The organism is Streptomyces sp. DF42 (assembly GCF_058267695.1).
Window position 1 is genome coordinate 8,729,342 of record NZ_CM177859.1, and the last position, 21,189, is coordinate 8,750,530.

Below are 21,189 nucleotides of genomic sequence, written 5' to 3' on the forward strand. Positions count from 1 at the left end.
GGTGTCAGACCGTCTGGCCGTTGCCGTTGCCGCTGCCGGTCGACACTTTGATGCCCTTGGTGACCGTGTCGATGACCGACTGCTTCTCGCCGACGTCGACACCGAAGCGGACCACCACGATCTGGGCGGCGTTCGCGGGCGAGGGGAACGCGAGCGACTCGACATAGCCGTCCGAGCCCTTGCTGGTGACCGCCTTCCAGCGGACCAGGTAGCCCTTCTGCCCGGCGACCGTCACCGCCTTGGACTCCAGTTCGTCGTGCAACGTGATCGAACCGTAGGTCTTGCCGCCGTAGGACTCCTCGGCGTTCGCCTTGATGTCGGCCTTCGCGACCGCCTCGGCCGTGGCGCCGGGGGTGCCCAGAGCGAGGGCCGGCGCCGAGTACGCGCCGCCCTTCGAGCAGGGCTTGGAGGGCTCCCCGGGGCACTTGTAGGAGTCGTTGGACGTGATCTGCGCGCCCGCCTGGAGCTGCTGGCCGTACCAGTCGTCCGGGATGGGCAGGCTGATGCCGCTCACCGCGTCGGTCACCGAACCGCTGGTGATCTTCGGCGCCTCGGACTGGCCGGGTGTGGGCGAACCGGGACCGCCCGACCCGCCCGACGAACCGCCGTTGCCGCCGTTCGAACCGCCCTGCCCACCGGGCCCGCCGCCCTGACCGCCCGGCCCCTGCGAGCTCGCGCTGCCGCCGCCCGAGCTGCCGCTGTCCGTCAGCGCCCACACGCCCACACCGATGCTCGCCAGCACCGCAACGGCCACCGCGACGGAGATGCCCGTGCGGAGCCCGCGTCGCGGGGAGGCCGGTGGTTGCGCGGGAAACGCCGGATAGGCCGGATACGCCCCTTGAGTTGCGTATGGCGGACCGGCCCCGGGCCCGGCCGTCGGCGACTGCGCCGGGGGACCCCATACGGCGGCCGACGCCGCGGGGCGGGTCTGGTCCGTCCATGCGTTGCCGTCCCACCAGCGTTCGCCGGCGGGACCCTCACTCGTCTGCCCCGGGTCGGGATACCACCCGGGAGGAGTCACCTGCGTCATGCCCCCACCGTATGAGGCGTCGGTGAAAGCGGGATGAGAGGATCCGGACTTCAGCCGAGGATCAGCCGCACGGGCGGCTCCGTGACCGGTGCCGGAAGCCGCAGGCCGCCCCGCCCGGGCGTGATCGAACCGAGCACGCCCGGGTGCCGCGCCCCGGTGCTCGCGGGCTCGGTGCCCGGCAGACCGTGCCAGGTCAGGAACCCGAGCACCGCGAAGGCGTACGCCTCCTTCGCGTCCGCCGCCAGCCCCAGCTCGTCGGACGTGCGCACCGCCACCCCGGGCAGGCGCTCGCCCAGCATCCCCATGAGCACCGGATTCCGGGTCCCGCCACCGGACGCGATCACCTCGGTGGCGCCGAGCGCGCGCACGGCGTCCGCGACCGTCCGGGCCGCGAGCATCGTCAGCGTGGCGACCACGTCCTCGGCCCTGAGCGTCCCGAACCCGGCCGGCGCGTCCCGCAGATACCCGAGGTGGAACAGTTCCTTTCCGGTCGTCTTCGGTGCGGGCAGCGCGTAGTACGGCTCCGCCAGCAGCCGCTCCAGCAAGGGCTCGTGGACGCTGCCGCGACCGGCCAGGGCCCGTCGACGTCGTACGCGAACCGGCCGCCACTGAACCCCTTGGCCGCCGCGTCGATCAGTGCGCACGCGGGCCCGGTGTCGAAGGCCGTGCCGTCGGGTGCGGTGAGGTTGGCGATACCGCCGAGGTCGAGGGCGACGGGGGCGCCCGGACGGCCGCGCAGCCACAGCAGGTCGACCAGGCTCACCAGGGGGCGCGCCCTGTCCGCCGGCGGCGATGTCGCGTGGCCTGAAGCCGGCGACCACGGGCAAGCCGGTCGCCTCGGCGATCCAGGCGGGCTGCCCGAGCTGCAGCGTTCCGTGCACCGTGCCGCCGTCCGTCCAGTGGTACACGGTCTGCCCGTGCGAGGAGACCAACTCGGCCTGTCCGTCGTGCAGTTCACGGTTCGCCCGGGCGGCCGTCGCCGCGAAGGCCCGCCCGATCCCCGTGTCGAGCCGGCACACCTCCGCGAGCGACGTGGCACTCGGCGGCAGCGCGGCCGTGATCGCCGCCCGCAGCTCCTCGTCGTACGCCTCGCTCACCATCCCCAGCGGCCTCAGGACGAGGCTGTCGCCGACAAGGCTCAGGTCGGCCGCCGCCGCGTCGATGGCGTCGTAGGACGTGCCCGACATCAGACCGATGACCCGCATCCGATCAACTCGCTTTCCATTTCGGTGCCTTGGTGGCGAGGGGAGGCACTCACCGCGTGTGTCGCCCCGCGTGTCGCCCGTGTTGCCCTTGGGGATGTCGACGTTCGTCGTCCGATCGGCGGTTGCCGTGCGGGGTGTGGTCCGGGCTCCTTGTCGCGCTCAGGTCCGATGGCCTGCTTTCAATGAACGGGTCTTCCTTTTCGGTGCCCTGGTGAAGGCGAGGGTGCTCACCGCGCAGGTCGCCGCCGCGTAGTACCCGGGGATGTCGGCGTTCCCCGTCCGCTTCACGGATGGGCAGCACGATCACCAGGATCAGCACCGGACGGCGGCCGATCCGGTCACCGAGCCGCCCGAACAGGGCCGCCCCGACGGGCCGGAGGGAGAACGCCAGCGCGAACGACGCGTACGTCCTCACCAGAGCCTCCGCCTCCCCGCCGCCCTCCGGTGTGAAGAAGCGTGCGGCGATGACGGTCGCGAAGCAGCCGTAGACCCCGAACTCGTACCACTCGACGAAGTCGCCCACCGAACCCGCCGCCAGAGCCCTTACCGTGGACGCATCCCGCACCGCCCGGCGTTGTCCGAAAAACAGCGTCATTTCAGCGCCTTTGACTGTCAATTACCTTCACACACGCAGATCACGGGCTCCAGGCGTCGCCCGCCTGCACCTACTGTCACCCATCACGGCAACAGGTACGCGGACCGGCCTCCACTTCCGCGAGAGGACGGCTACGCTCGAGATCTGTACGTCGTTCGGGCGACTTGGGGAGGTAATGGGATGACGGAGGTCCGGCCCACGGAGGCCACCTCGGCCTCCCTGTGGGAGCGCGACGAGGAAGTCGCCGCCGTCGTGCAGGCGGTCGAGAACCTGTGCGCCGACCGCTCGTCCTCGGGCAGCCTGCTGGTGATCCGCGGCGAGGCGGGAATCGGCAAGACCGCCCTGCTGGCCGAGACCCGCCGCATCGCCGAACGGCGCGGCTGCACCGTGTGGTCGGCCCGCGGCGGCGAGACCCTCAGGTCCGTCCCCTTCAACGTGGTGCGCCAGCTGCTGCAGCCCGCACTGGTGTCACTGCTGCCGGAGGAGGGACGCGAGTACCTCGGCGACTGGTACGACATCGCCGGCCCGGCCCTCGGCCTCACGGAGCCCGGCGAACGCCAGGCCGACCCGCAGGGTGTGTGCGACGGCCTCGTCGCCGGGGTGCGCCGACTGGCCCGCCGGGACTATCCACTGGTCCTGCTGATCGACGACGCGCACTGGGCCGACGGGGAGACGCTGCGCTGGCTCGCCGCGTTCGCCGAGCGGCTCGACGACCTGCCCGTCCTGGTCGTGGTGGCCAGGCGGCCCGGCGAGGTCAGCGGCGAGAGCGCCCGCCACCTCGAAGCCGTCGCCGCCGCCGCGGGCGGCCCCGACGCCACCCTCAGCGCCCTCACCCCGGACGCCACCGCCGGCCTCACCCGCGCCACCCTGGGCGCCCACGCCGACGCCCCGTTCTGCCGCGAGGTCTGGGCCGTCACCGGCGGCAACCCGTACGAGACCGTGGAACTCCTCGCCAAGGTCCAGGACAGCGAGCTGGAGCCGACCGAGAGCGCCGCCGCCGAACTGCGCGCCCTCAACCGCGCGGCCCGCGGCGGCGGTCTCGTCGCCCGCCTCGAGGAACTCGGCATCGACGCCACCCGGTTCGCCTGGGCGGCCGCGATCCTCGGCACCGGCATCTCCGTCGGCCTGGTGGCCAGGCTCGCCACCATGGACCACGGCGACGCGGTGCGCTGCGCCGAACTGCTCAAGGACGCCCGCATCCTCACCGAGCCCGACCCGGCGAGCGCCCAAGCCGCCGACGGCGAGCTGGAGTTCGTGCATCCGCTGATCGCATCCGCCGTATACAACTCCATCCCGGACGCCCTGCGCACCGCCATGCACGGCATCGCCGCCCAGGTCGTCTCGGACTCCGGACTCGGCGCCGCCATGGCCTCCCGGCACCTCCTCCAGGTGCACCCGGACGACGACGAGGAACTCGTCGAGCAGCTGCGCGAGGCCGCCCGCGAACACCTCGCCGTCGGCGCCCCGGACGCGGCCCGCCGCTGCCTGGAGCGCGCCCTGCTGGAACCGCCGACCGCCGATGTCCACGCGCGCGTGCTCTACGAACTCGGCTGCGCCACCCTGCTCACCGCACCCTCCACCACCATCGGCCACCTGCAGTCCGCGCTCGGGATGCCGGGCCTCGACGGCCACACCCGTGTCGACGCCGTCTTCCGCCTCTCCCAGGCACTCCTCCACAACGACCAGCTGGAGGAGGCCGTCCGCACGGTCGAGGCGGAGGCCGCACGGCACGAGGCGGGCCCCGCCAGGTTGCGGCTGCAGGCCGTGCAGTACATGTGGGAGGGCATCCACGCCGGTGAGTCGACCTCGCCCGGTCGCTCCCGGCGCCTGGCCGACCTCGCCCGCACCTGCACCGGCCGCGACAACTCCGAGCGCGCCCTGCTCATGCTCCGCGGCTTCGACGCCCTGATCCAGGGCGAGAACGCCGAGGAGGTCGTCGAACACTGTGACCGCGCCCTCGTCAACGGCCGCCTCGCACCGGGCCTCGGCTGGACCGACACCGAGTGGGGCATCGAGCTCCTGCTGATGCTCGCCAACTCCTACGCCTACAGCGACCGCCTGGACCGCGCCGACGCCCTCTACAACGAGGGCCTGCGCGCCTACGAATCGGCCGGCTGGAGCGGCGGCCACCTCTCCCTCGCCCACGCCTACGTCGGCCTCGGACACCGCAGGCGCGGTCGGCTCCGTGAGGCGGAGGCGTCCCTGCGCGAGTCACTGCGCATCGCCGAGCGCGTCGGCCGCCGTCTGCCCCTGTACTGGACGGCCACGTGCAACCTCGTGGACGTCCTGCTCGCCCGCGGCCATGTCGAGGAGGCCTGGGCGATCGCCGAGCAGTACGGCTTCGCACCTGCCTACCCGTCCACCATCGTGCTGCCGGACCCACGGTCGGTGCGCGGCAGGCTGCTGCTCGCCGTCGGCCGCACCAAGGACGGCATCAACGAACTGGAGGAGGCCGAGAAGGCGGCCACCGCGCGCGGCCACCACAACCCGGTCGTCGTCCCCTGGGCTCTCGACCTCGCCCGTGCCCTCGCCACGGAGGATCCGGCTCGCGCCGCCCAGCTCGCCACGGACGCCCGTCGGCAGGCCGAGCGGTTCGGCACGGACACGGCCATCGGTGAGGCGCTGAGGTGTGCCGCGGCGCTGGAGACCGGGCAGCGGTCGGTGCGGCTGGCTTCGCAGGCAGTCGCGTATCTGGAGGCCTCGCCCTGCCAGTACGAGCATGCCGCGGCCCGCGTCGAGTACGGCATCGCCGCACGGTCGGTCGCCGAGCTCAACCGGGGTCTGGCGCTTGCTCGTTCGTGCGGTGCGGATGGATTGGTGACGCAGGCGAGGGAAGTGCTGGAGAACGGGCGAGGGCTGCGCTGATCGGCACAGCGCAAAACGACACAGCCCCGCGCGCGTCAAAGGGCGCTACAGCGACAGCAGTTGGTCTGTGACCGTCGACAGGCGTTTCTGCAGTTCGTGGTCGTACGTCGACTCGTGCGCCCTCGACGGGCGCGCGCCGTCGAAGTAGCCGCCCGTGCCCCGGTCCTGGGTCGCGAGGGCCAGCACGCCTGGCGCCCCGTCGGCGACCGTGTTCCAGGGGGTGACGCCGCCCTCGCGCACCATCGCCGTGTCCATGAAGGTCGCCGGGTGCAGGACGTTCACCGAGACGCCGGTGTCCGCCAGCTCTTCGGCAAGGGCGAACGTATGGGCCGCCAGGGCGAACTTGGCGCGGCAGTACGCCGCGAAGCCGTCGTAGCCGCGCCGGAACTCGACGTCGTCGAAGGCGAGGGGCTCCTGGCCGACCGAGCCGACGTTGACGACGCGCGCGGGAGTGTTCGCGCGCAGCACAGGCAGCAGGGCGCGGGTCAGGACCACCGGCGCCAAGTAGTTCACGGCGAACCGGAGTTCGTGTCCGTCGGTGCTCAGCTCGCGCCCGGTGCCGGGCGCGCCCGCTCCGACGCCCGCGTTGTTGATCAGCACATCGAGGTCGGGATGTGCCTCGGCGACCTGCGCGCCCAGCTCGCGCACCTGCGTCAGCGAGGCCAGATCGGCGACGAACGGCTCGGCGTCGCCCCCGGCGCGCAACTCGGCGACCAGCTCACGGGTCCTGACCGGGTCGCGGCCGTGGGCGAGGACGACATGGCCGGAGCGGACCAGCTCGAAGGCGACGTAGCGGCCGAGGCCGGAGGTGGAGCCGGTGATCAGGATGGTGGACATGCCTCCACCGTAGGCACGCGGGGGAGGCATGTGCGAGGTGCTGCTGAAGCTACGACCAGCAGGGTCACCCTCAGAGGTCGTCGTCCTCCGCAAGCACCCGCTGGGCGGCCGCGAACGCCGAGTTCGCCGCCGGGACCCCGCAGTACACGGCCGTCTGCAGCAGCACCGCACCGATCTCCTCGGGCGTGAGGCCGTTGCGCCGCGCCGCCCGCACGTGCATGGCCAGCTCGTCGTAGTGCCCGTGCGCGACCAGAGCCGTCAGCGTGATCATGCTGCGTTCGCGGCGTGAGAGGGTCGGGTCGGTCCAGATCTCGCCCCAGGCGTAGCGCGAGATGAAGTCCTGGAAACGAGCGGTGAAGGGCGTCTGCCGGGCCTGCGCCCGGTCCACGTGCGTGTCACCGAGCACCTCGCGCCGCACCTCCATGCCCCGCTTGGCGCCCCCGCCGAGGTGCGTACGGAGGGCCGTCAGCACGGCCTGGGGGCACTGGGCCGGTGCCAGGTGCGCGGCCCCGGGGAGCTCCACGAGCGCGGCCCCCGGCACCGCGTCCGCGATCTCCCGCAGATGGGGCGGCGGGGTCGCCCTGTCCTCGCGCCCGGCGATCAGCAGCGTGCGCACGGAGATCTCCGCGAGCCGGTCGCGCACGTCGAAGGCGGCCAGGGCGTCACAGCAGGCGGCGTACGCGTCCGGGTCGGCGTCCCGCTGGTCCCGCACCAGCTCCGGCACGGTGAAACCGGGCGTGAACCACCGGGCGTCGGCGCTCTCCACGAGCGACCCCACCCCTTCGCGCCGCACCAGCTCGGCCCGCTCCTCCCACGGCTTCGAGCCGTTGAAGTGCGCCGAGGAGCAGATCACGGCCAGCGACGACAGCCGCTGCGGGTGATGCAGGGCGAGATGCAGGCCGACGGCACCGCCGAGGGACACACCCGCGTACGCGAACCGCTCGATGCCGAGCGAGTCGGCGAGCGCGAGCACCAGGTCGGCGAGGTCACCGACGGTCGCGCCCGGGCCGATCAGTCCGGGCGCCGACCGGCCGTGCCCCGGCAGGTCCCAGCGCACCACGCGGTGGGTGATGGACAGCTCGGGCGCCACCTTGTCCCACAGGGCGTACGACGTACCGAGCGAGGGCCCGAGCAGCAGCGGCGGAGCGGAAGTGGGCCCCTCGGCACGGTGGTTGAGGAGTTTCTCGGTCAACGTCGCTCCAGAGCACGGTCGGTGAGGGCTCCGGCGGAGCCGGTGTAACGGGCGGGATCGGTGAGCTCGGTGAGGTGGACGTCCTTCAACTCGGGCTCCTCGGCAAGCAGTTCGTGCAGGGGGCGGCACTCCGAGTAGGTGCGCCGGGCCAGCTCGGTCAGCAGGGTTTTGGCGCGGGCGCGGCCCAGCACGGAGGCCAGCTCCGCCGACAGCCGCTCCGAGACGATCAACCCGTGGGTGAGGCCCAGGTGTTCACGCATCACCTCCGCGTGCACCCGCAGCCCTTCGGTCAGTTCGGCGGCGTCCCGGGCGGCACCACCGACCAGACGCAGCAGATCCCTGAGCGGCTCCCACTCGGCGTGCCAGGCCCCCGCCGGACGCTCGTCCTCGGCGGTCATCGACCCGTACAGCGTGGCCGCGAGCTGCGGCGCCCGCCGAGCCGCGGCGACGATCAGCGTGGACCGTACGGGATTCGCCTTGTGCGGCATGGCGGAGGAGCCACCCCCACTGCCCTCCGTGACCTCGGCGATCTCGGTGCGCCCGAGGACGAGCACATCCGTCGCGACCTTGCCCAGGGCCCCTGCAGTGAAGGCCAGGCAGCCGGCGAGATCGGCGACCGGTGTGCGGAGGGTGTGCCAGGGGAGGAGCGGTGCGTCGAGGCCGAGTTCGCGGGCGAATGCCGCTGTGAGGTCCACGGTGTTCCGGCTGCCGTAGGCGGTGAAGGCCGCCAATGTCCCGGCCGCACCGCCGAGTTGGACGGGCAGAGCGTCCCGTACCCCGATGACTCGGTCGCGCGCGTCGAGCACCAGCGACCGCCAGCCGGCCGCCTTCAGCCCGAACGTCGTCGGTACGGCGTGCTGGGTGAGCGTCCGTCCCGGCATCGCGCTGTCGCGGTGGCCGGCCGCCGACCGGGCCAGTGCCCGTTCGGTGCGTGCGAGGTCGGCGAGGATCAGGCCCAGGGTGCGCACGGCGACCAGCATCGTCGCCGTGTCCATGATGTCCTGGCTGGTCGCGCCCCGGTGGACGTAGGGCCCGTACTCCTCGCCGACCGCCTTCGTCAGATCGGTGACCAGCGGGATGACGGGGTTGCCGCCCGAGCGGGCGCGCTCGGCGAGGGAGCGTACGTCGAAGCGGCCGGCGTGCGCCGCATCGGTGATCGCGGTCGCCGCCTCGGCCGGGACGAGATTGCAGGCTGCCTGGGCCCGCGTGAGCGCGGCCTCCGCGTCGAGCAGGGCCTGCAGATACGCCGTGTCGGCCGTAGCGGACGCGGCGGGAGAGCCTGCCCACCCGGGGGCGAGCAGGCCGGCGTCGTCAGGATCGACTGGGGGAGTCACCGGAACTCCAGGAAGACCGTCTCGCCCTCGCCCTGAAGGCGGATGTCGAAACGGTACGTGCCCCTGCCCTCGTCCTTCGCGACCAGCGTCTCGCGTCGCTCCTCGTCCAGAGCGGCCAGCAGCGGGTCGGCGGCGAGTGCCGCCTGGTCACCGGGCAGATAGATCCTGGTGAACAGGTGCACCAGCAGCCCGCGCGCGAACACGCACACGCTGATGTACGGGGCGCTCCGCCCGCGCGCGCCCGGACGCAGCGTCCGCGCGTACCAGTGGCCGTTGGCGTCCGTCTGGATGCGTCCCCAGCCGGTGAACTCCACGCCGTTGCGGCCCAGATAGCCGCCGGTCGCGGGGTCGCGCCGGATCGAGCCGTCCGTCTGCGGGATGTTGCCGTCGGGGTCCGCACCCCACAGTTCCACGAAGGCGTCGGGCAGGGGCTTGCCCTCACCGTCGTACACGTACCCCTCGACGGTGACCGTGTCAGGGTGTCCGACCGGGGCGATGTCGCCGCCGCCGGGGAAGGGCAGGGCGTGGCCGTAGAAGGGGCCGACCGTGTGCGACGGGGTCGGCAGGACGGTCTCCGGACGGCTCGTGTCGATCTTCGTCATGGCAGGTCAGCGTCCTTCTTCGATCCAGGTGGCGTGCGGCCCGTCGAGCACGATGTCCCAGTGGTAGCCCATCGAGAACTCCGGCACCGACAGGCTGTGGTCGTAGGTCGCCACCAGCCGCTGCCGGGCCGCGTCGTCGGTCACCGACTGGATGATCGGGTCGTACGGGAACAGCGGGTCGCTCGGGAAGTACATCTGCGTCACGAGCCGCTGCGTGAACGCCGAACCGAAGAGAGAGAAGTGGATGTGGGCCGGCCGCCACGCGTTGAGGTGCTGACGCCACGGGTACGGGCCCGGCTGCACGGTCGTGAAGTGGTAGTGCCCTTCGGCGTCGGTCAGTGTGCGGCCGACGCCCGTGAAGTTCGGGTCCAGCGGGGCGTCGTGCTGCTCTCGCTGGTGGGCGTAGCGGCCCGCCGAGTTCGCCTGCCAGACCTCGACCAGCTGGCCGCGGATCGGGCGCCCGTCCCGGTCGAGGAGCCGGCCGGAGACGGTGATGCGCTCACCGATCGGTTCGCCGGTGTGCTGGCGGGTGAGGTCGTTGTCGATCTCGGTGATGTCCCGCTCGCCGAAGGCGGGGGAGGCCAGCTCCACCAGCTCCGGGTCCTTGCTGACGTCGATGGAGACCGGCGGCTGTTGGGGGTGGCGCAGGACGGAGGAGCGGTAGGGCGCGTAGTCGCGGCGCGGCTGGTGCTCTACGGGCGCGCCGTCGGCGATCCGCTTCTCGTACGCGGCGTGCTCGGCCGCGATCTCCTGGTCGATGTCGTGCTGGGTGAGAGTCATGGGAGTTCCTCGGGGGTTCCGCGGGGGTTCTCAGCGTTCGAGGACGAGGGCGAGGCCCTGGCCGACGCCGATGCAGAGGGTGGCGACGCCGGTGCCGGAGCCACGGCGGGCGAGTTGGTGGGCGACGGTGCCGGCGAGGCGGGCACCGGAGGCGCCGAGCGGGTGACCGAGGGCGATGGCACCGCCCTGGGGGTTGAGGATCGCCGGGTCGAACTCGGGCCATTCGGCCACGCAGCCCAGCACCTGGGCGGCGAAGGCCTCGTTCAGTTCCAGGACGGACAGGTCGGCGAAGGTCCTGCCCGCCTTGGCGAGGGCGCGGTTGACGGCTTCGACGGGGGCGAGGCCGAAGTAGTGCGGGTCGATCGCCGAGACGCCGGTGGCCGAGACGCGGGCGAGGGGCTCGCGGCCGGTGGCCTTCAGACCCTCCTCGTCGACGAGCAGCAGGGCCGCCGCACCGTCGTTCAGCGGCGAGGCGTTCCCCGCGGTCACCGTGCCGTTCTCGGTGCGGAAGGACGGCTTGAGCTTGGCCATCGCGGTCAGGGAGGCATCCGCGCGCACCGACTCGTCGGCGCTGAGGACGACCGGGTCGCCCTTGCGCTGCGGGATCGTCACCGGGGCCAACTCGGCGTCGAACAGGTCCTGTTGCTGAGCGGCCGCCGCCTTCTGGTGGGAGGCGAGCGCGAACTCGTCCTGCTGCTCCCGGCTGATCTTGTGCTTGTCGGCGATCAGCTCGGCCGACTCGCCGAGCGGGATGGTCCACTGCGGGTCCATCGCCGGGTTGACCATCCGCCAGCCCAGGGTGGTCGAGTACAGCTCGGTGTGGGCGGCGGGGAAGGGCCGGTCATTCTTGGGCAGGACGTAGGGGGCACGGGTCATCGACTCCACACCACCGGCCACGGCGATGTGGGCGTCGCCGACGGCGATGGCGCGGGCCGCCTGGATGACCGCCTCCAGGCCGGAGGCGCACAGGCGGTTGACGGTGACGCCCGGGACGGAGGTCGGCAGGCCGGCGAGCAGGGCGGCCATGCGGGCGACGTTACGGTTCTCCTCGCCGGCGCCGTTCGCGTTGCCGAAATACACGTCCTCGATCCGGGAGGGGTCCAACTCCGGTGTACGGGCGAGGAGTTCGCGCAGGGCGTGGGCGGCCAGGTCGTCCGGGCGGACGCCTGCGAGGCCGCCGTTGTAGCGGCCGATCGGGCTACGCACCGCCTCGACGATGTAAACCGTGTTCACAGCAGGTCCTCCGCGATCGTCAGCTTGGCGGCGGTCTTGGCGATGACGTCGTCGACGCGCACTCCGGGGGCGACCTCGGTCAACACGAGCCCGTCCGGTGTCACGTCGATCACCCCGAGATCGGTGATGATTCGGTTCACACACGCCTTGCCGGTGAGCGGCAGTGCGCACTCCTGAAGGATCTTCGCCGAACCGTCCTTGGCGGTGTGGGTCATCACCACGATGACCGTGCGGGCCCCGTGCACCAGGTCCATCGCTCCGCCGATCCCGGTGACCAGCTTGCCCGGGACGGCCCAGTTCGCCAGATCGCCCGTCGCCGAGACCTGCATCGCGCCCAGCACGGCCACATCGATGTGCCCGCCCCGGATCATCGAGAACGACAGCGCCGAGTCGAAGAAGGACGCGCCCGGCAACACCGTCACCGTCTCCTTCCCGGCGTTGATCAGATCCGGGTCGACCTGGTCGTCCGTCGGATACGGACCCGTGCCCAGGATCCCGTTCTCCGACTCCAGGATCACCTCCACGCCCGGCGGGAGATAGTTCGGGATCAGCGTCGGCAGACCGATGCCGAGATTCACGTACTGCCCGTCGGCCAGCTCCTGGGCGGCTCGCCCGGCCATCTGCTCGCGGCTCCAGGCCATCAGCTGCTCACCGTCCGCTGCTCGATCTTCTTGTCCGCCGCCTGCCCGGGAGTGAGGGCGACCACCCGCTGCACGAAGATCCCCGGCAGATGCACCTGGTCCGGGTCGATCTCGCCCGGCTCCACCAGCTCCTCCACCTCGGCGATCGTCACCTTCCCGGCCATCGCCGCCAGCGGATTGAAGTTCCGGGTCGACTTGTTGAACACCAGATTCCCGTGCCGGTCCCCGCGGGCGGCCCGCACCAGCGCGAAGTCGGTCCGGATGCCCCGCTCCAGCACGTACTCGGTGCCGTCGAACTCCCGCACCTCCTTGGGCGGGGAGGCCAGAGCGACGCCGCCCTCACCGTCGTAGCGCCAGGGCAGCCCGCCGTCGGCGACCTGCGTACCCACACCCGCGGGCGTGTAGAAGGCGGGGATGCCGGCTCCGCCCGCGCGCAGCCGCTCGGCGAGGGTGCCCTGCGGAATCAGCTCCACCTCCAGTTCGCCGCCCAGATACTGCCGGGCGAACTCCTTGTTGGCGCCGATGTAGGAGCCGGTCACCCGGGAGATCCGCCCCGCCGCGAGCAGGACCGCGAGACCGCTCTCCATCGCGCCGCAGTTGTTCGACACGACTCTGAGCCCGGCCACACCCCGCTCGTAGAGCGCCTGGATGAGCACGTTCGGCACACCGCTCAGCCCGAAACCGCCCACCGCCAGCGACGAGCCCTCCGGCACATCGGCCACCGCCTCACCGGCCGTGGCCACCACCTTGTCCATCCGCGAAGCCCCATCCCGTCCGAGCGCCCGGTCACGAGTTAATCAGGGCACTGAGTATTTCGGTGAACTTTCCTTCACGCTGTCACTGTCGCGGAGAAGCGTCAAGACCCCGGAGAACAAGAAGGTCAGAGGTGCGTGCAGGACCGGAGACAGTCGACAGGGCATCCAGGTATCGTTCAGTGCACCAACGAATTCGACCTCGGGAGCGCTCATGGCCGCGGTGGACCTCACCACCCACCCCGGGCACCTGGCCCGGCGGCTGCAGCAGGCCCACTACCTGCTGTGGAACACGATGGTCTCGGAGGAGATCACCTCGCCGCAGTTCGCGGTCCTGAACGCGCTCGTCGCCGAGCCGGGCCTGGACCAGCGCACGGTGGGCGAGCGGGTGGGGCTCGACCGGTCCACGATCGCCGAGGTGATCAGCCGGCTCGGCCGCCGCGGGCTGCTCGACAAGGTGCGCGACCCGCAGGACGGCCGCCGTTTCCTGCTGCGCCTCACCGACGACGGCGTGCGCACCCACCGCAAGCTGACCGTGCGCACGGCCCGGATGAACCAGGTCTTCCTGGCGCCGCTGTCCGCGAAGGAGCAGGCGGTCTTCTTCGATCTCATCCGACGGGTCGCCGACGCGGCCGAGGGGCTCCGCAACCCGGCGGAACCCCTCGTGGCGCAGGGGTGAGCGCACCGGGCTGATCACGAGGCCTGTGCCAGCACCACCCACACCTGGCCCTTCGCGAAGTTGACCGGCTTGCCGTCCTTCGTCGTGAAGTCCGTGCCGTCCGTGGCTTTCCCGCGTTCCCAGTTGACGTCGTGGACCCGCCCGTCGCGCAGGACCTGCGCCGTCCCGGAACCCACCGTCTCGGTGTAGGGCGTGTTGTTGCCGAGGACGTCGTGGAAGGCCGACTTGTGCATCTTCACGTACTGCACGACGACCGTCGCCGGGGTCACGCGCTTCCCGTCGGCCGTCACGGTGGGCGTACCGTCCATCGCCACCAGGTAGCGGTGGAGCTTCGCGGACCAGGTGAACGTGAAGCCGGCGGCCGGGTAGCGGACCGTGCGGGTGTTCGCCGGCTTGCCGCCCGCGGGCGCGGGGCCGTAGCGGAAGCCATTCGTGAGCGCGTCCGTGCCGGGCGCCCGCTTCATCAGACGGGCGGGGCGCAGATAGAGGTTGTGCGGTGCGGCCCTGCCGGCACCGCGGAAGTAGGCGTCGGACGCCTTCGCCGGCGGCTCCGGCTGCAGTGGCGCGTCGGCGATGAGCGGCAGCAGCTTGTGCTGCGCCCCGGAGAAGGCGAGGAGCGGGTCGTGGAACTGGCGCAACAGTTCAAGATCCGACTCACGGGCACTGCGCACCGGCCCGACGACCTTCGGCAGCGTGCCGGCGTACACCGCCATCAGACGGCTCAGCCCGCCCTCGACCTGTTCCGCGTACACGACGTCCGCCGCGTCGAGCCCGGTCTGGGGCCGGGCCCCGGGCGCGTTGTCGATCTTCACGGCGAGTACGGAGCCCTTGGCCCCCTTTTTCGCGGAGCCCTTGTCGACGGCGCTCTTGTGCGGGGCCGGGGATCCCGTCCGCCCGCGTCCGTCGTCCGCCGGACCGTGCCCTCCCGTGCAGCCCGCCGCAAGCACGGCCGTCACCGTCGCGGCCAGCACGGCCACCGTCATCGAAGCGCGTCGCGGGCGCGCCTTCCGTCTCATGCTCACCGTGGCACCACATCCCGTGTCAATGATTGTGCGCTTATACGTTCATTGGTGGCCATACCCGCTCGGTTCTGATTGCGCGCGTCGAATACGCCCATTGGCCCCTGAACCTGCTTCGGGATGCGGCCGCCCGGGTACCCGGGGCCGCACCGCAGGACCGCAGACACCGACGCGACAGAGGGAGTCCGACGCGATGAAGGCTGTGACCTGGCAGGGAAAGCGGGACATACGGGTCGAGGACATGCCCGATCCGAAGATCCAGGAGCCGACCGACGCGGTCATCCGCATCACCTCGACAGGGCTGTGCGGCTCCGATCTGCACCTGTACGAGGTGCTCACACCGTTCATGACACCGGGCGACATCCTCGGACACGAACCGATGGGCATCGTCGAGGAGGTCGGCGCGGGGGTTCCGGACCTCGCCGCGGGCGACCGGGTCGTGGTGCCGTTCCAGATCGCCTGCGGCGACTGCTGGATGTGCCTGACCGGGCTGCCGACGCAGTGCGAGACCACCCAGGTGACCAGTGAGGGCATGGGCGCCGCCCTGTTCGGCTACACCCGTCTGTACGGCGCGGTGCCGGGCGCCCAGGCCGAGTACCTGCGCGTGCCGCAGGCGCAGTTCGGCCCGATCAAGGTCCCGCACGGGCCGCCCGACGACCGTTTCGTGTACCTCTCCGACGTACTGCCCACCGCATGGCAGGCGGTCGAGTACGCGAGCGTCCCGGAAGGCGGCAGCGTCGCCGTGCTCGGCCTCGGGCCGATCGGTGACATGGCCTGCCGTGTCGCCCAGGTGCGCGGCGCCGGACAGGTGTTCGGGGTGGACCTGGTGAGCGAACGGCTGCGCCGGGCACGCGGGCGCGGCGTCGAGACGTTTGACCTCAGGAGCTTCGACAACGAGAAGGAGCTGGTCACGGCCATCCGCGACCGGACCGACGGCCGCGGCCCGGACGCCGTGATCGACGCCGTCGGCACCGAGGCCCACGGCAGCGCGGCCGCACGCCTGGCCCAGCAGGCCTCGGCCATGCTGCCCCGGAAGATCGCCGGGCCGTTCGCCGAGCGCTTCAGTATCGACCGGCTCGCCGCCCTGCACACCGCCATCGAACTGGTGCGCCGCGGCGGCACCATCTCGCTCAGCGGCGTCTACGGCGGCATGGCCGATCCGCTGCCGCTGCTGACCCTGTTCGACAAGCAGATCCAGATCCGCATGGGCCAGGCCAACGTGCGCCGTTGGAGCGACGAGATCCTGCCGTACATCACGGACGAGGACCCGCTCGGCGTCGACGACTTCGCCACCCACCGGCTGCCCCTCGCGGACGCGCCGCACGCGTACGAGATGTTCCAGCGCAAGCAGGACGGCGCGGTCAAGGTGCTGATGACGCCCTGAGTCACGCGGGGGAGTCAAGGATCTCGTCCAGGTCGTAGCGCACCGGCTCTTCCAGCTGCGCATAGGTGCAGCTCTCGGGGGTCCGGTCCGGGCGCCAGCGGCGGAAGCGCGCCGTGTGCCGGAAACGAGCCCCGTTCTCCATGTGGTCGTATGCCACCTCGGCCACCCGCTCCGGCCTCAGCGGCACCCAGGACAGGTCCTTCTTGCCCGACCAGCGGCTGGGGGCGCCGGGCAGCCGGGCCGTCTCGTGGGCGGCCTCGTCGGACCAGGCCGCCCACGGGTGGCCCGAGGCATCCTGAAGGCGCAGCGGCTCCAGCTCCTCCACCAGCTCCGCGCGCCGCTTCATCGCGAACGCGGCCGACACCCCCACATGCTGCAGGGTGCCCCTGTCGTCGTAGAGGCCGAGCAGCAGTGAGCCCACGACCGAGCCGCTCTTGTGGAAGCGGTAGCCCGCGACGACGACGTCCGCCGTGCGCTCATGCTTGATCTTGAACATGGCGCGCTGGTCCTGGAGATAACGCAGGGTGAGCGGCTTGGCGATCACACCGTCCAGGCCCGCTCCCTCGTACTGCTCGAACCACTGCCGCGCCACGTCGATGTCGGTCGTCGCCGGCGCCACATGGACCGGGGCCGTGACGCCCTCCAGCGCGCTGACCAGGAGGCCGCGCCGGTCGGTCAGGGACACGTCGAGCAGCGACTCGCCGTCCAGCGCGAGCAGGTCGAAGGCCACGAGCGACGCCGGGGTCTTCTCGGCGAGCATCCGCACCCGGGAGTCGGCCGGGTGGATGCGCTCGGTCAGCGCGTCGAAGTCCAGCCGCCCCTCCCGTGCGATCACGATCTCGCCGTCCAGCACGCAGCGCCCCGGCAACCGCTCCTTCACCGCCGTCACCAGCTCGGGAAAGTACCTGGTCAGCGGCTTTCCTGTACGGCTGCCCAGCTCGACCTCGTCGCCGTCGCGGAACACGATCGCCCGGAACCCGTCCCACTTCGCCTCGTACTGCATGTCCGGCGGGATCCTCGCCACCGACTTGGCGAGCATCGGCTTCACGGGCGGCATCACCGGGAGATCCATGCCTAGATTGTGCTCGCATGCGTGATGAATCGCCCGGTATGCGAGGTTTGCCGGGTGCGCTTACCGTGGCCGCATGGGCGAAGCGGTGGAACTGGAGGCGGCCGGCCGCACCGTCCGGCTGTCCAGCCCGGACAAGATCTTCTTCCCCGAGCGCGGTTTCACCAAGCTGGACCTCGCCCGGTACTACGTCGCCGTGGGCCCCGGCATCCTGCGCGCCCTGCGGGACCGGCCCACCACCCTGGAGCGCTACCCGGACGGCGTGACGGGTGAGAACTTCTTCCAGAAGCGGGCGCCCAAGAACATGCCCGACTGGATCCCGACCGCCCACATCACCTTCCCCAGCGGTCGCAGCGCGGACGAGATGTGCCCCACCGAGGAGGCCGCCGTCCTGTGGGCCGCCCAGTACGGCACCCTCACCTTCCACCCCTGGCCCGTGCGCCGCGACGATGTCGACCGTCCCGACGAACTCCGCATCGACCTCGACCCGCAGCCCGGCACCGACTTCGACGACGCCGTCCGCGCCGCCCACGAACTGCGCGCCGTCCTCCACGAGTTCGGCGGCCTGCGTGGCTTCCCCAAGACCTCCGGCGGCCGCGGCCTGCACGTCTTCGTGCCCATCGAGCCGCGCTGGACCTTCACCCAGGTCCGGCGCGCCGCCATCGCGGTGGGCAGGGAGCTGGAGCGGCGGATGCCGGAGCAGGTGACCATCAAGTGGTGGAAGGAGGAGCGGGGCGAGCGCATCTTCGTCGACTACAACCAGACGGCCAGGGACCGCACCATCGCCTCCGCCTACTCCGTACGTCCCCGCCCGCACGCCCCCGTCTCGGCGCCACTGAGCTGGGACGAGGTCGGGGTCGCCCATCCCCAGGACTTCGACATCGCGACCATGCCCGCGCGCTTCGCCGAACTCGGCGACGTGCACGCGGACATGGACGAGCACCGCTTCTCGCTGGAGGACCTGCTCGAACTCGCCCGCCGTGACGAGCACGACCACGGACTGGGCGACCTGCCCTACCCGCCGGAGTATCCGAAGATGCCGGGCGAGCCGAAGCGGGTGCAGCCGAGCAAGGCGAAGAAGGCCTCCCCGAAGAAGGCCTCCGCGAAGAAGGCGGACGCGAAGGAGGCACCTCCGGCCGAGGCGCCGCCGTCGGGTCCTACAGCTCCTTGATCCGGATGTCCCGGCAGGAGATCACGTCCGTCGTGCTGTGCACCTGCAGTCCGATGTCGCCGGAGTGGTGTGTGATGATCACGCACGGCGAGTGCTACCACACGTTCCATCTGCACGGACATCGCTGGGCCGACAACCGCACCGGCATGCCCACAGGCCCGGACGACCCCGGCCAGGTCATCGACACCAAGCGTGGGTCCGGCCGACTCCTTCGGCTTCCAGGTGCTCGCGGGGGAGGGCGTCGGGGCGGGCGCGTGGATGTACCACTGCCATGTCCAGAGCCACTCCGACATGGGGTGGTCGGGCTGTTCCTGGTGAAGAAGCCGGACGGCGCGATTCCGGGATACGAGCCCCACGAGCACGGGGCGGCGCACGGGCACTGACGGGCTCCGGCGGCCGCCCGCCGGGCCGAGAGCGCTTTCACCTCCTCGCCCACGCGGAGCTATCCTGATCCGCAGCCGCCAAGGAGGAGCCCGAAGTGACCGACACAGCGCCGCGCCCCACGCTGGAGGCCGTGGCCGCCCGGGCGGGTGTCTCCCGGGCCACCGCCTCGCGGGTGGTGAACGGCGGGGACGGCGTCAGGGAACTCCTCGTCGCCCGGGTCCGGCGCGCGGTGGAGGAACTCGGGTACGTGCCCAACCAGGCCGCCCGCAGCCTGGTGACGCGACGGCATGACGCCATCGCCGTGGTCATCGCCGAGCCGGAGGCCCGCGTCTTCGCCGATCCCTTCTTCGCGCTGCAACTCCGCGGCATCAGCAAGGAGTTGACGGCCCAAGACAACCAGCTCGTGCTCCTGCTCACCGAGGGCCGGGACGATCACGTCCGCGTCGGCCGCTATCTCGCCGGAGGCCATGTCGACGGCGCGCTCGTCTTCTCCCTGCACCTCGACGACCCGCTGCCCGGCCTGATCCAGCACGCCGGTGTGCCGACCGTGTTCGGCGGCCGGCCCGGCTGGAGCGACGGCCGCGGCGGTGCGGTGTACGTCGACTGCGACAACCGCGGTGGCGCCCGTGAGGCCGTACGCCATCTGGTGGGCCTCGGCCGCACCCGGATCGCGCACATCACCGGCCCCCTCGACCAGACGTCCGCGGCGGACCGGCTCGACGGGTTCCGGGACGTCATGGTCGACGCCGACCCCGAGCTGATCGTCGAGAGCGACTTCACCCCGGCCGGCGGTGAGCGCGCGATGCGGCAACTCCTGGACCGCCGGCCCGACGTGGACGCCGTGTTCGCCGCCAACGACCTCACCGCCGCGGGTGCACTGCGTGTGCTGCGTGAGCGAGGGCGCGGGGTGCCCGACGACGTCGCCGTGATCGGCTTCGACGACATGCTGCCGGTCGCCGAGCAGACCGATCCGCCCCTTACGACAGTCCGTCAGGACATCGAGGAGATGGGGCGGTTGATGGCCCGGCTGCTGCTGCGGCGCGTGGGCGCACGTGTCGGCGACGGGGCCGGGGAGCAGGGTGTCGCAGACGCGCCGTCCAGCGTGGTGCTGCCTACGACGCTGGTGCGGCGCGTCTCCGCGTAGCGCTCCGCTGGTGGGGTCGCGATGGGCCGTCTGTTGTCTGTGGGTTCGTGGTGGTTGGTCGCGTAGTTTCCCGCGCCCCTGCGGGGCTTTGGGCGTGGCGTGTCTCCTCGTGGGGTTCTGCTGGTGGGGTCGCGATGGGCCGTCTGTTGTCTGTGGGTTCGTGGTGGTTGGTCGCGTAGTTCCCCGCGCCCCTGCGGGGTTCTGGTGCGGCGCGCCTCCGCGGGGGAGCTGCGTATCGATACAGTTCCGCGCCCCTGAGGGGGCTCTGGTCCGGCGCGCCCCCGTGGCGGAGCCGGGCATCGGTTCAGTCCCGCTCCTGGGGGGACGCGCTCCTGATCACCGCGAACCTTGCGCCGTACGGGTCGGTGAGTTTGGCGATACTTCCCACTCCCTCGAAGGACGTGGCCGGCATGCGGACCTCGGCGCCCAGGTCCCGTGCCTTGGTCACGGTGGCCTCCGCGTCGGCGACCTCGAAGTACGGCAGCCAGTACGGGCTGTTCTCGATCGCGTCGTCGGCCAGGGGGACGATGCCGCCGAACATCGAGTCCTCGCCGCCCCCGGCGGGGTTGAGGGTGGTGTAGGTGCCCCCGGGGAAGGGCACCGCGGCCGTCTCCAGGCCGAGCGTCTCGTGGTAGAACCAGGCGGCCGCGGCGATGTCCGGGGTGTACAGCTCGACCCAGGTGAGGGTGCCGGTCTCGCTCGCCACGTCGACGCCCTTGGTCCGGCCCGGCTGCCAGATGCCGAACGGCACGCTCGCCTTGTCGGCGATGATCGCCATGTGGCCCTCGCCCATCACGTCCATGGGCCGCATGAGCACGCTGCCGTGCGCCTGCTCGGCAGCCTTGGCGGTGGCTTCGGCGTCCGCGCTCTGGAAGTACACGGTCCAGGACGGCGGGCCCTGCTCGGGCGTGGTCTGCATCCCGCCCGCCACGGTCTTGCCGTCCAGCTGGAAGAAGCCGTAACCACCGGCGTCGGGGCCGGCCGACTGGAATGTCCAGCCGAAGAGGCCGCCGTAGAAGGAGATGGCGCCATCGATGTCGGATGTGCCGACGTCGAGCCAGTTGGGAGCGCCGTTGACGAAACGGGTGGTGAGCATCTTTGCCCTCCTCGGAAGGGTCCCGTTCTCTGCACTGCCGAGTCTTGCACCGCCCACTGACAATCGCTGCCGGAACGGGTTTCGCCTCGTTCCGCGCGCCGCCGTGCGCCACAGTGCGTGAGGGCGGCACCATCAGGGTGGCCGCGGGCCCTGGGGTGCGGCGTTGATTCCGCGTTG

17 protein-coding genes and 3 pseudogenes are annotated in these 21,189 nt (G+C 71.6%); 6 read left to right on the top strand and 14 right to left on the bottom strand.

Annotated elements, in window-relative coordinates:
- Positions 1-4: 4 nt before the first annotated feature.
- From ACYUED_RS40115 to ACYUED_RS40125, 3 genes and pseudogenes are all read right to left on the bottom strand, one after another.
- Positions 5-1,030, bottom strand: a complete 1,026-nt coding sequence (locus ACYUED_RS40115) for a DUF2510 domain-containing protein (RefSeq protein WP_491289323.1) — start codon at positions 1,028-1,030, stop codon at positions 5-7.
- A gap of 50 nt (positions 1,031-1,080) precedes the next feature.
- Positions 1,081-2,235, bottom strand: a pseudogene (locus tag ACYUED_RS40120) (anhydro-N-acetylmuramic acid kinase).
- Positions 2,236-2,530: 295 nt separating this feature from the next.
- Positions 2,531-2,830, bottom strand: a pseudogene (locus tag ACYUED_RS40125) (MFS transporter); the annotation flags it as partial.
- 180 nt (positions 2,831-3,010) lie between these two features.
- Here ACYUED_RS40125 and ACYUED_RS40130 point away from each other — a divergent pair.
- Positions 3,011-5,695: an ATP-binding protein gene (locus ACYUED_RS40130; protein ID WP_491289324.1), complete on the top strand. Its 2,685-nt coding sequence runs from the start codon at positions 3,011-3,013 to the stop codon at positions 5,693-5,695.
- 45 nt (positions 5,696-5,740) lie between these two features.
- Here the strand turns inward: ACYUED_RS40130 and ACYUED_RS40135 are convergent, their stop codons facing one another.
- The 8 genes from ACYUED_RS40135 to ACYUED_RS40170 form a co-directional block, all read right to left on the bottom strand.
- Positions 5,741-6,532 (bottom strand): SDR family NAD(P)-dependent oxidoreductase, encoded by a 792-nt coding sequence (locus ACYUED_RS40135; protein WP_491289325.1) that lies wholly within the window; start codon positions 6,530-6,532, stop codon positions 5,741-5,743.
- 70 nt (positions 6,533-6,602) lie between these two features.
- A complete protein-coding gene (gene pcaDC, locus ACYUED_RS40140) occupies positions 6,603-7,724 on the bottom strand; it encodes a bifunctional 3-oxoadipate enol-lactonase/4-carboxymuconolactone decarboxylase PcaDC (RefSeq protein ID WP_491289326.1) in 1,122 nt (373 codons plus the stop codon).
- Positions 7,721-9,058 (bottom strand): 3-carboxy-cis,cis-muconate cycloisomerase, encoded by a 1,338-nt coding sequence (gene pcaB, locus ACYUED_RS40145; RefSeq protein WP_491289327.1) that lies wholly within the window; start codon positions 9,056-9,058, stop codon positions 7,721-7,723. Before pcaB ends, pcaDC begins: the two co-directional genes overlap by 4 nt.
- Entirely contained in the window at positions 9,055-9,660 is a 606-nt protein-coding gene (pcaG, locus tag ACYUED_RS40150; protein WP_491289328.1) for a protocatechuate 3,4-dioxygenase subunit alpha, read from the bottom strand. Before pcaG ends, pcaB begins: the two co-directional genes overlap by 4 nt.
- Before the next feature lie 6 nt (positions 9,661-9,666).
- Positions 9,667-10,440, bottom strand: a complete 774-nt coding sequence (gene pcaH / locus ACYUED_RS40155) for a protocatechuate 3,4-dioxygenase subunit beta (protein ID WP_491289329.1) — start codon at positions 10,438-10,440, stop codon at positions 9,667-9,669.
- A gap of 30 nt (positions 10,441-10,470) precedes the next feature.
- On the bottom strand, positions 10,471-11,673 hold the full coding sequence (locus tag ACYUED_RS40160; protein WP_491289330.1) for a thiolase family protein: 1,203 nt from the start codon (positions 11,671-11,673) through the stop codon (positions 10,471-10,473).
- Positions 11,670-12,314: a CoA transferase subunit B gene (locus ACYUED_RS40165; RefSeq protein WP_491289331.1), complete on the bottom strand. Its 645-nt coding sequence runs from the start codon at positions 12,312-12,314 to the stop codon at positions 11,670-11,672. Before ACYUED_RS40165 ends, ACYUED_RS40160 begins: the two co-directional genes overlap by 4 nt.
- Positions 12,314-13,069, bottom strand: coding sequence for a CoA transferase subunit A (locus tag ACYUED_RS40170; protein WP_491289332.1), 756 nt, complete (start codon positions 13,067-13,069; stop codon positions 12,314-12,316). Before ACYUED_RS40170 ends, ACYUED_RS40165 begins: the two co-directional genes overlap by 1 nt.
- Positions 13,070-13,280: 211 nt before the next feature.
- Between ACYUED_RS40170 and ACYUED_RS40175 the strand changes: the two genes are divergently transcribed.
- Complete coding sequence (locus ACYUED_RS40175) at positions 13,281-13,745, top strand: MarR family winged helix-turn-helix transcriptional regulator (RefSeq protein WP_266529401.1); 465 nt, start codon at positions 13,281-13,283, stop codon at positions 13,743-13,745.
- A gap of 14 nt (positions 13,746-13,759) precedes the next feature.
- Here the strand turns inward: ACYUED_RS40175 and ACYUED_RS40180 are convergent, their stop codons facing one another.
- Positions 13,760-14,761 carry a DUF3048 domain-containing protein gene (locus ACYUED_RS40180; protein ID WP_491289333.1) on the bottom strand — a complete coding sequence of 334 codons (1,002 nt, stop codon included), beginning with the start codon at positions 14,759-14,761 and terminating at the stop codon, positions 13,760-13,762.
- Between the two features lie 196 nt (positions 14,762-14,957).
- Between ACYUED_RS40180 and ACYUED_RS40185 the strand changes: the two genes are divergently transcribed.
- Positions 14,958-16,148: a zinc-dependent alcohol dehydrogenase gene (locus ACYUED_RS40185; RefSeq protein ID WP_491289334.1), complete on the top strand. Its 1,191-nt coding sequence runs from the start codon at positions 14,958-14,960 to the stop codon at positions 16,146-16,148.
- 1 nt (position 16,149) lies between these two features.
- On the opposite strand, the gene ACYUED_RS40190 is transcribed toward ACYUED_RS40185, so the two are convergent.
- Entirely contained in the window at positions 16,150-17,220 is a 1,071-nt protein-coding gene (locus ACYUED_RS40190; RefSeq protein ID WP_491289335.1) for an ATP-dependent DNA ligase, read from the bottom strand.
- A gap of 73 nt (positions 17,221-17,293) precedes the next feature.
- Here ACYUED_RS40190 and ligD point away from each other — a divergent pair, with 73 nt between their 5' ends.
- The 3 genes and pseudogenes from ligD (at position 17,294) to ACYUED_RS40205 (ending at position 19,916) form a co-directional block, all read left to right on the top strand.
- Complete coding sequence (gene ligD, locus ACYUED_RS40195; protein ID WP_491289336.1) at positions 17,294-18,388, top strand: non-homologous end-joining DNA ligase; 1,095 nt, start codon at positions 17,294-17,296, stop codon at positions 18,386-18,388.
- A gap of 71 nt (positions 18,389-18,459) precedes the next feature.
- Positions 18,460-18,771 (top strand): annotated as a pseudogene (locus ACYUED_RS40200) (multicopper oxidase domain-containing protein); the annotation flags it as partial.
- Between the two features lie 95 nt (positions 18,772-18,866).
- Positions 18,867-19,916: a LacI family DNA-binding transcriptional regulator gene (locus ACYUED_RS40205; protein ID WP_491289337.1), complete on the top strand. Its 1,050-nt coding sequence runs from the start codon at positions 18,867-18,869 to the stop codon at positions 19,914-19,916.
- Positions 19,917-20,220: 304 nt separating this feature from the next.
- On the opposite strand, the gene ACYUED_RS40210 is transcribed toward ACYUED_RS40205, so the two are convergent.
- Positions 20,221-21,012: a VOC family protein gene (locus ACYUED_RS40210; protein WP_491289338.1), complete on the bottom strand. Its 792-nt coding sequence runs from the start codon at positions 21,010-21,012 to the stop codon at positions 20,221-20,223.
- Between the last annotated feature and the right edge of the window lie 177 nt (positions 21,013-21,189).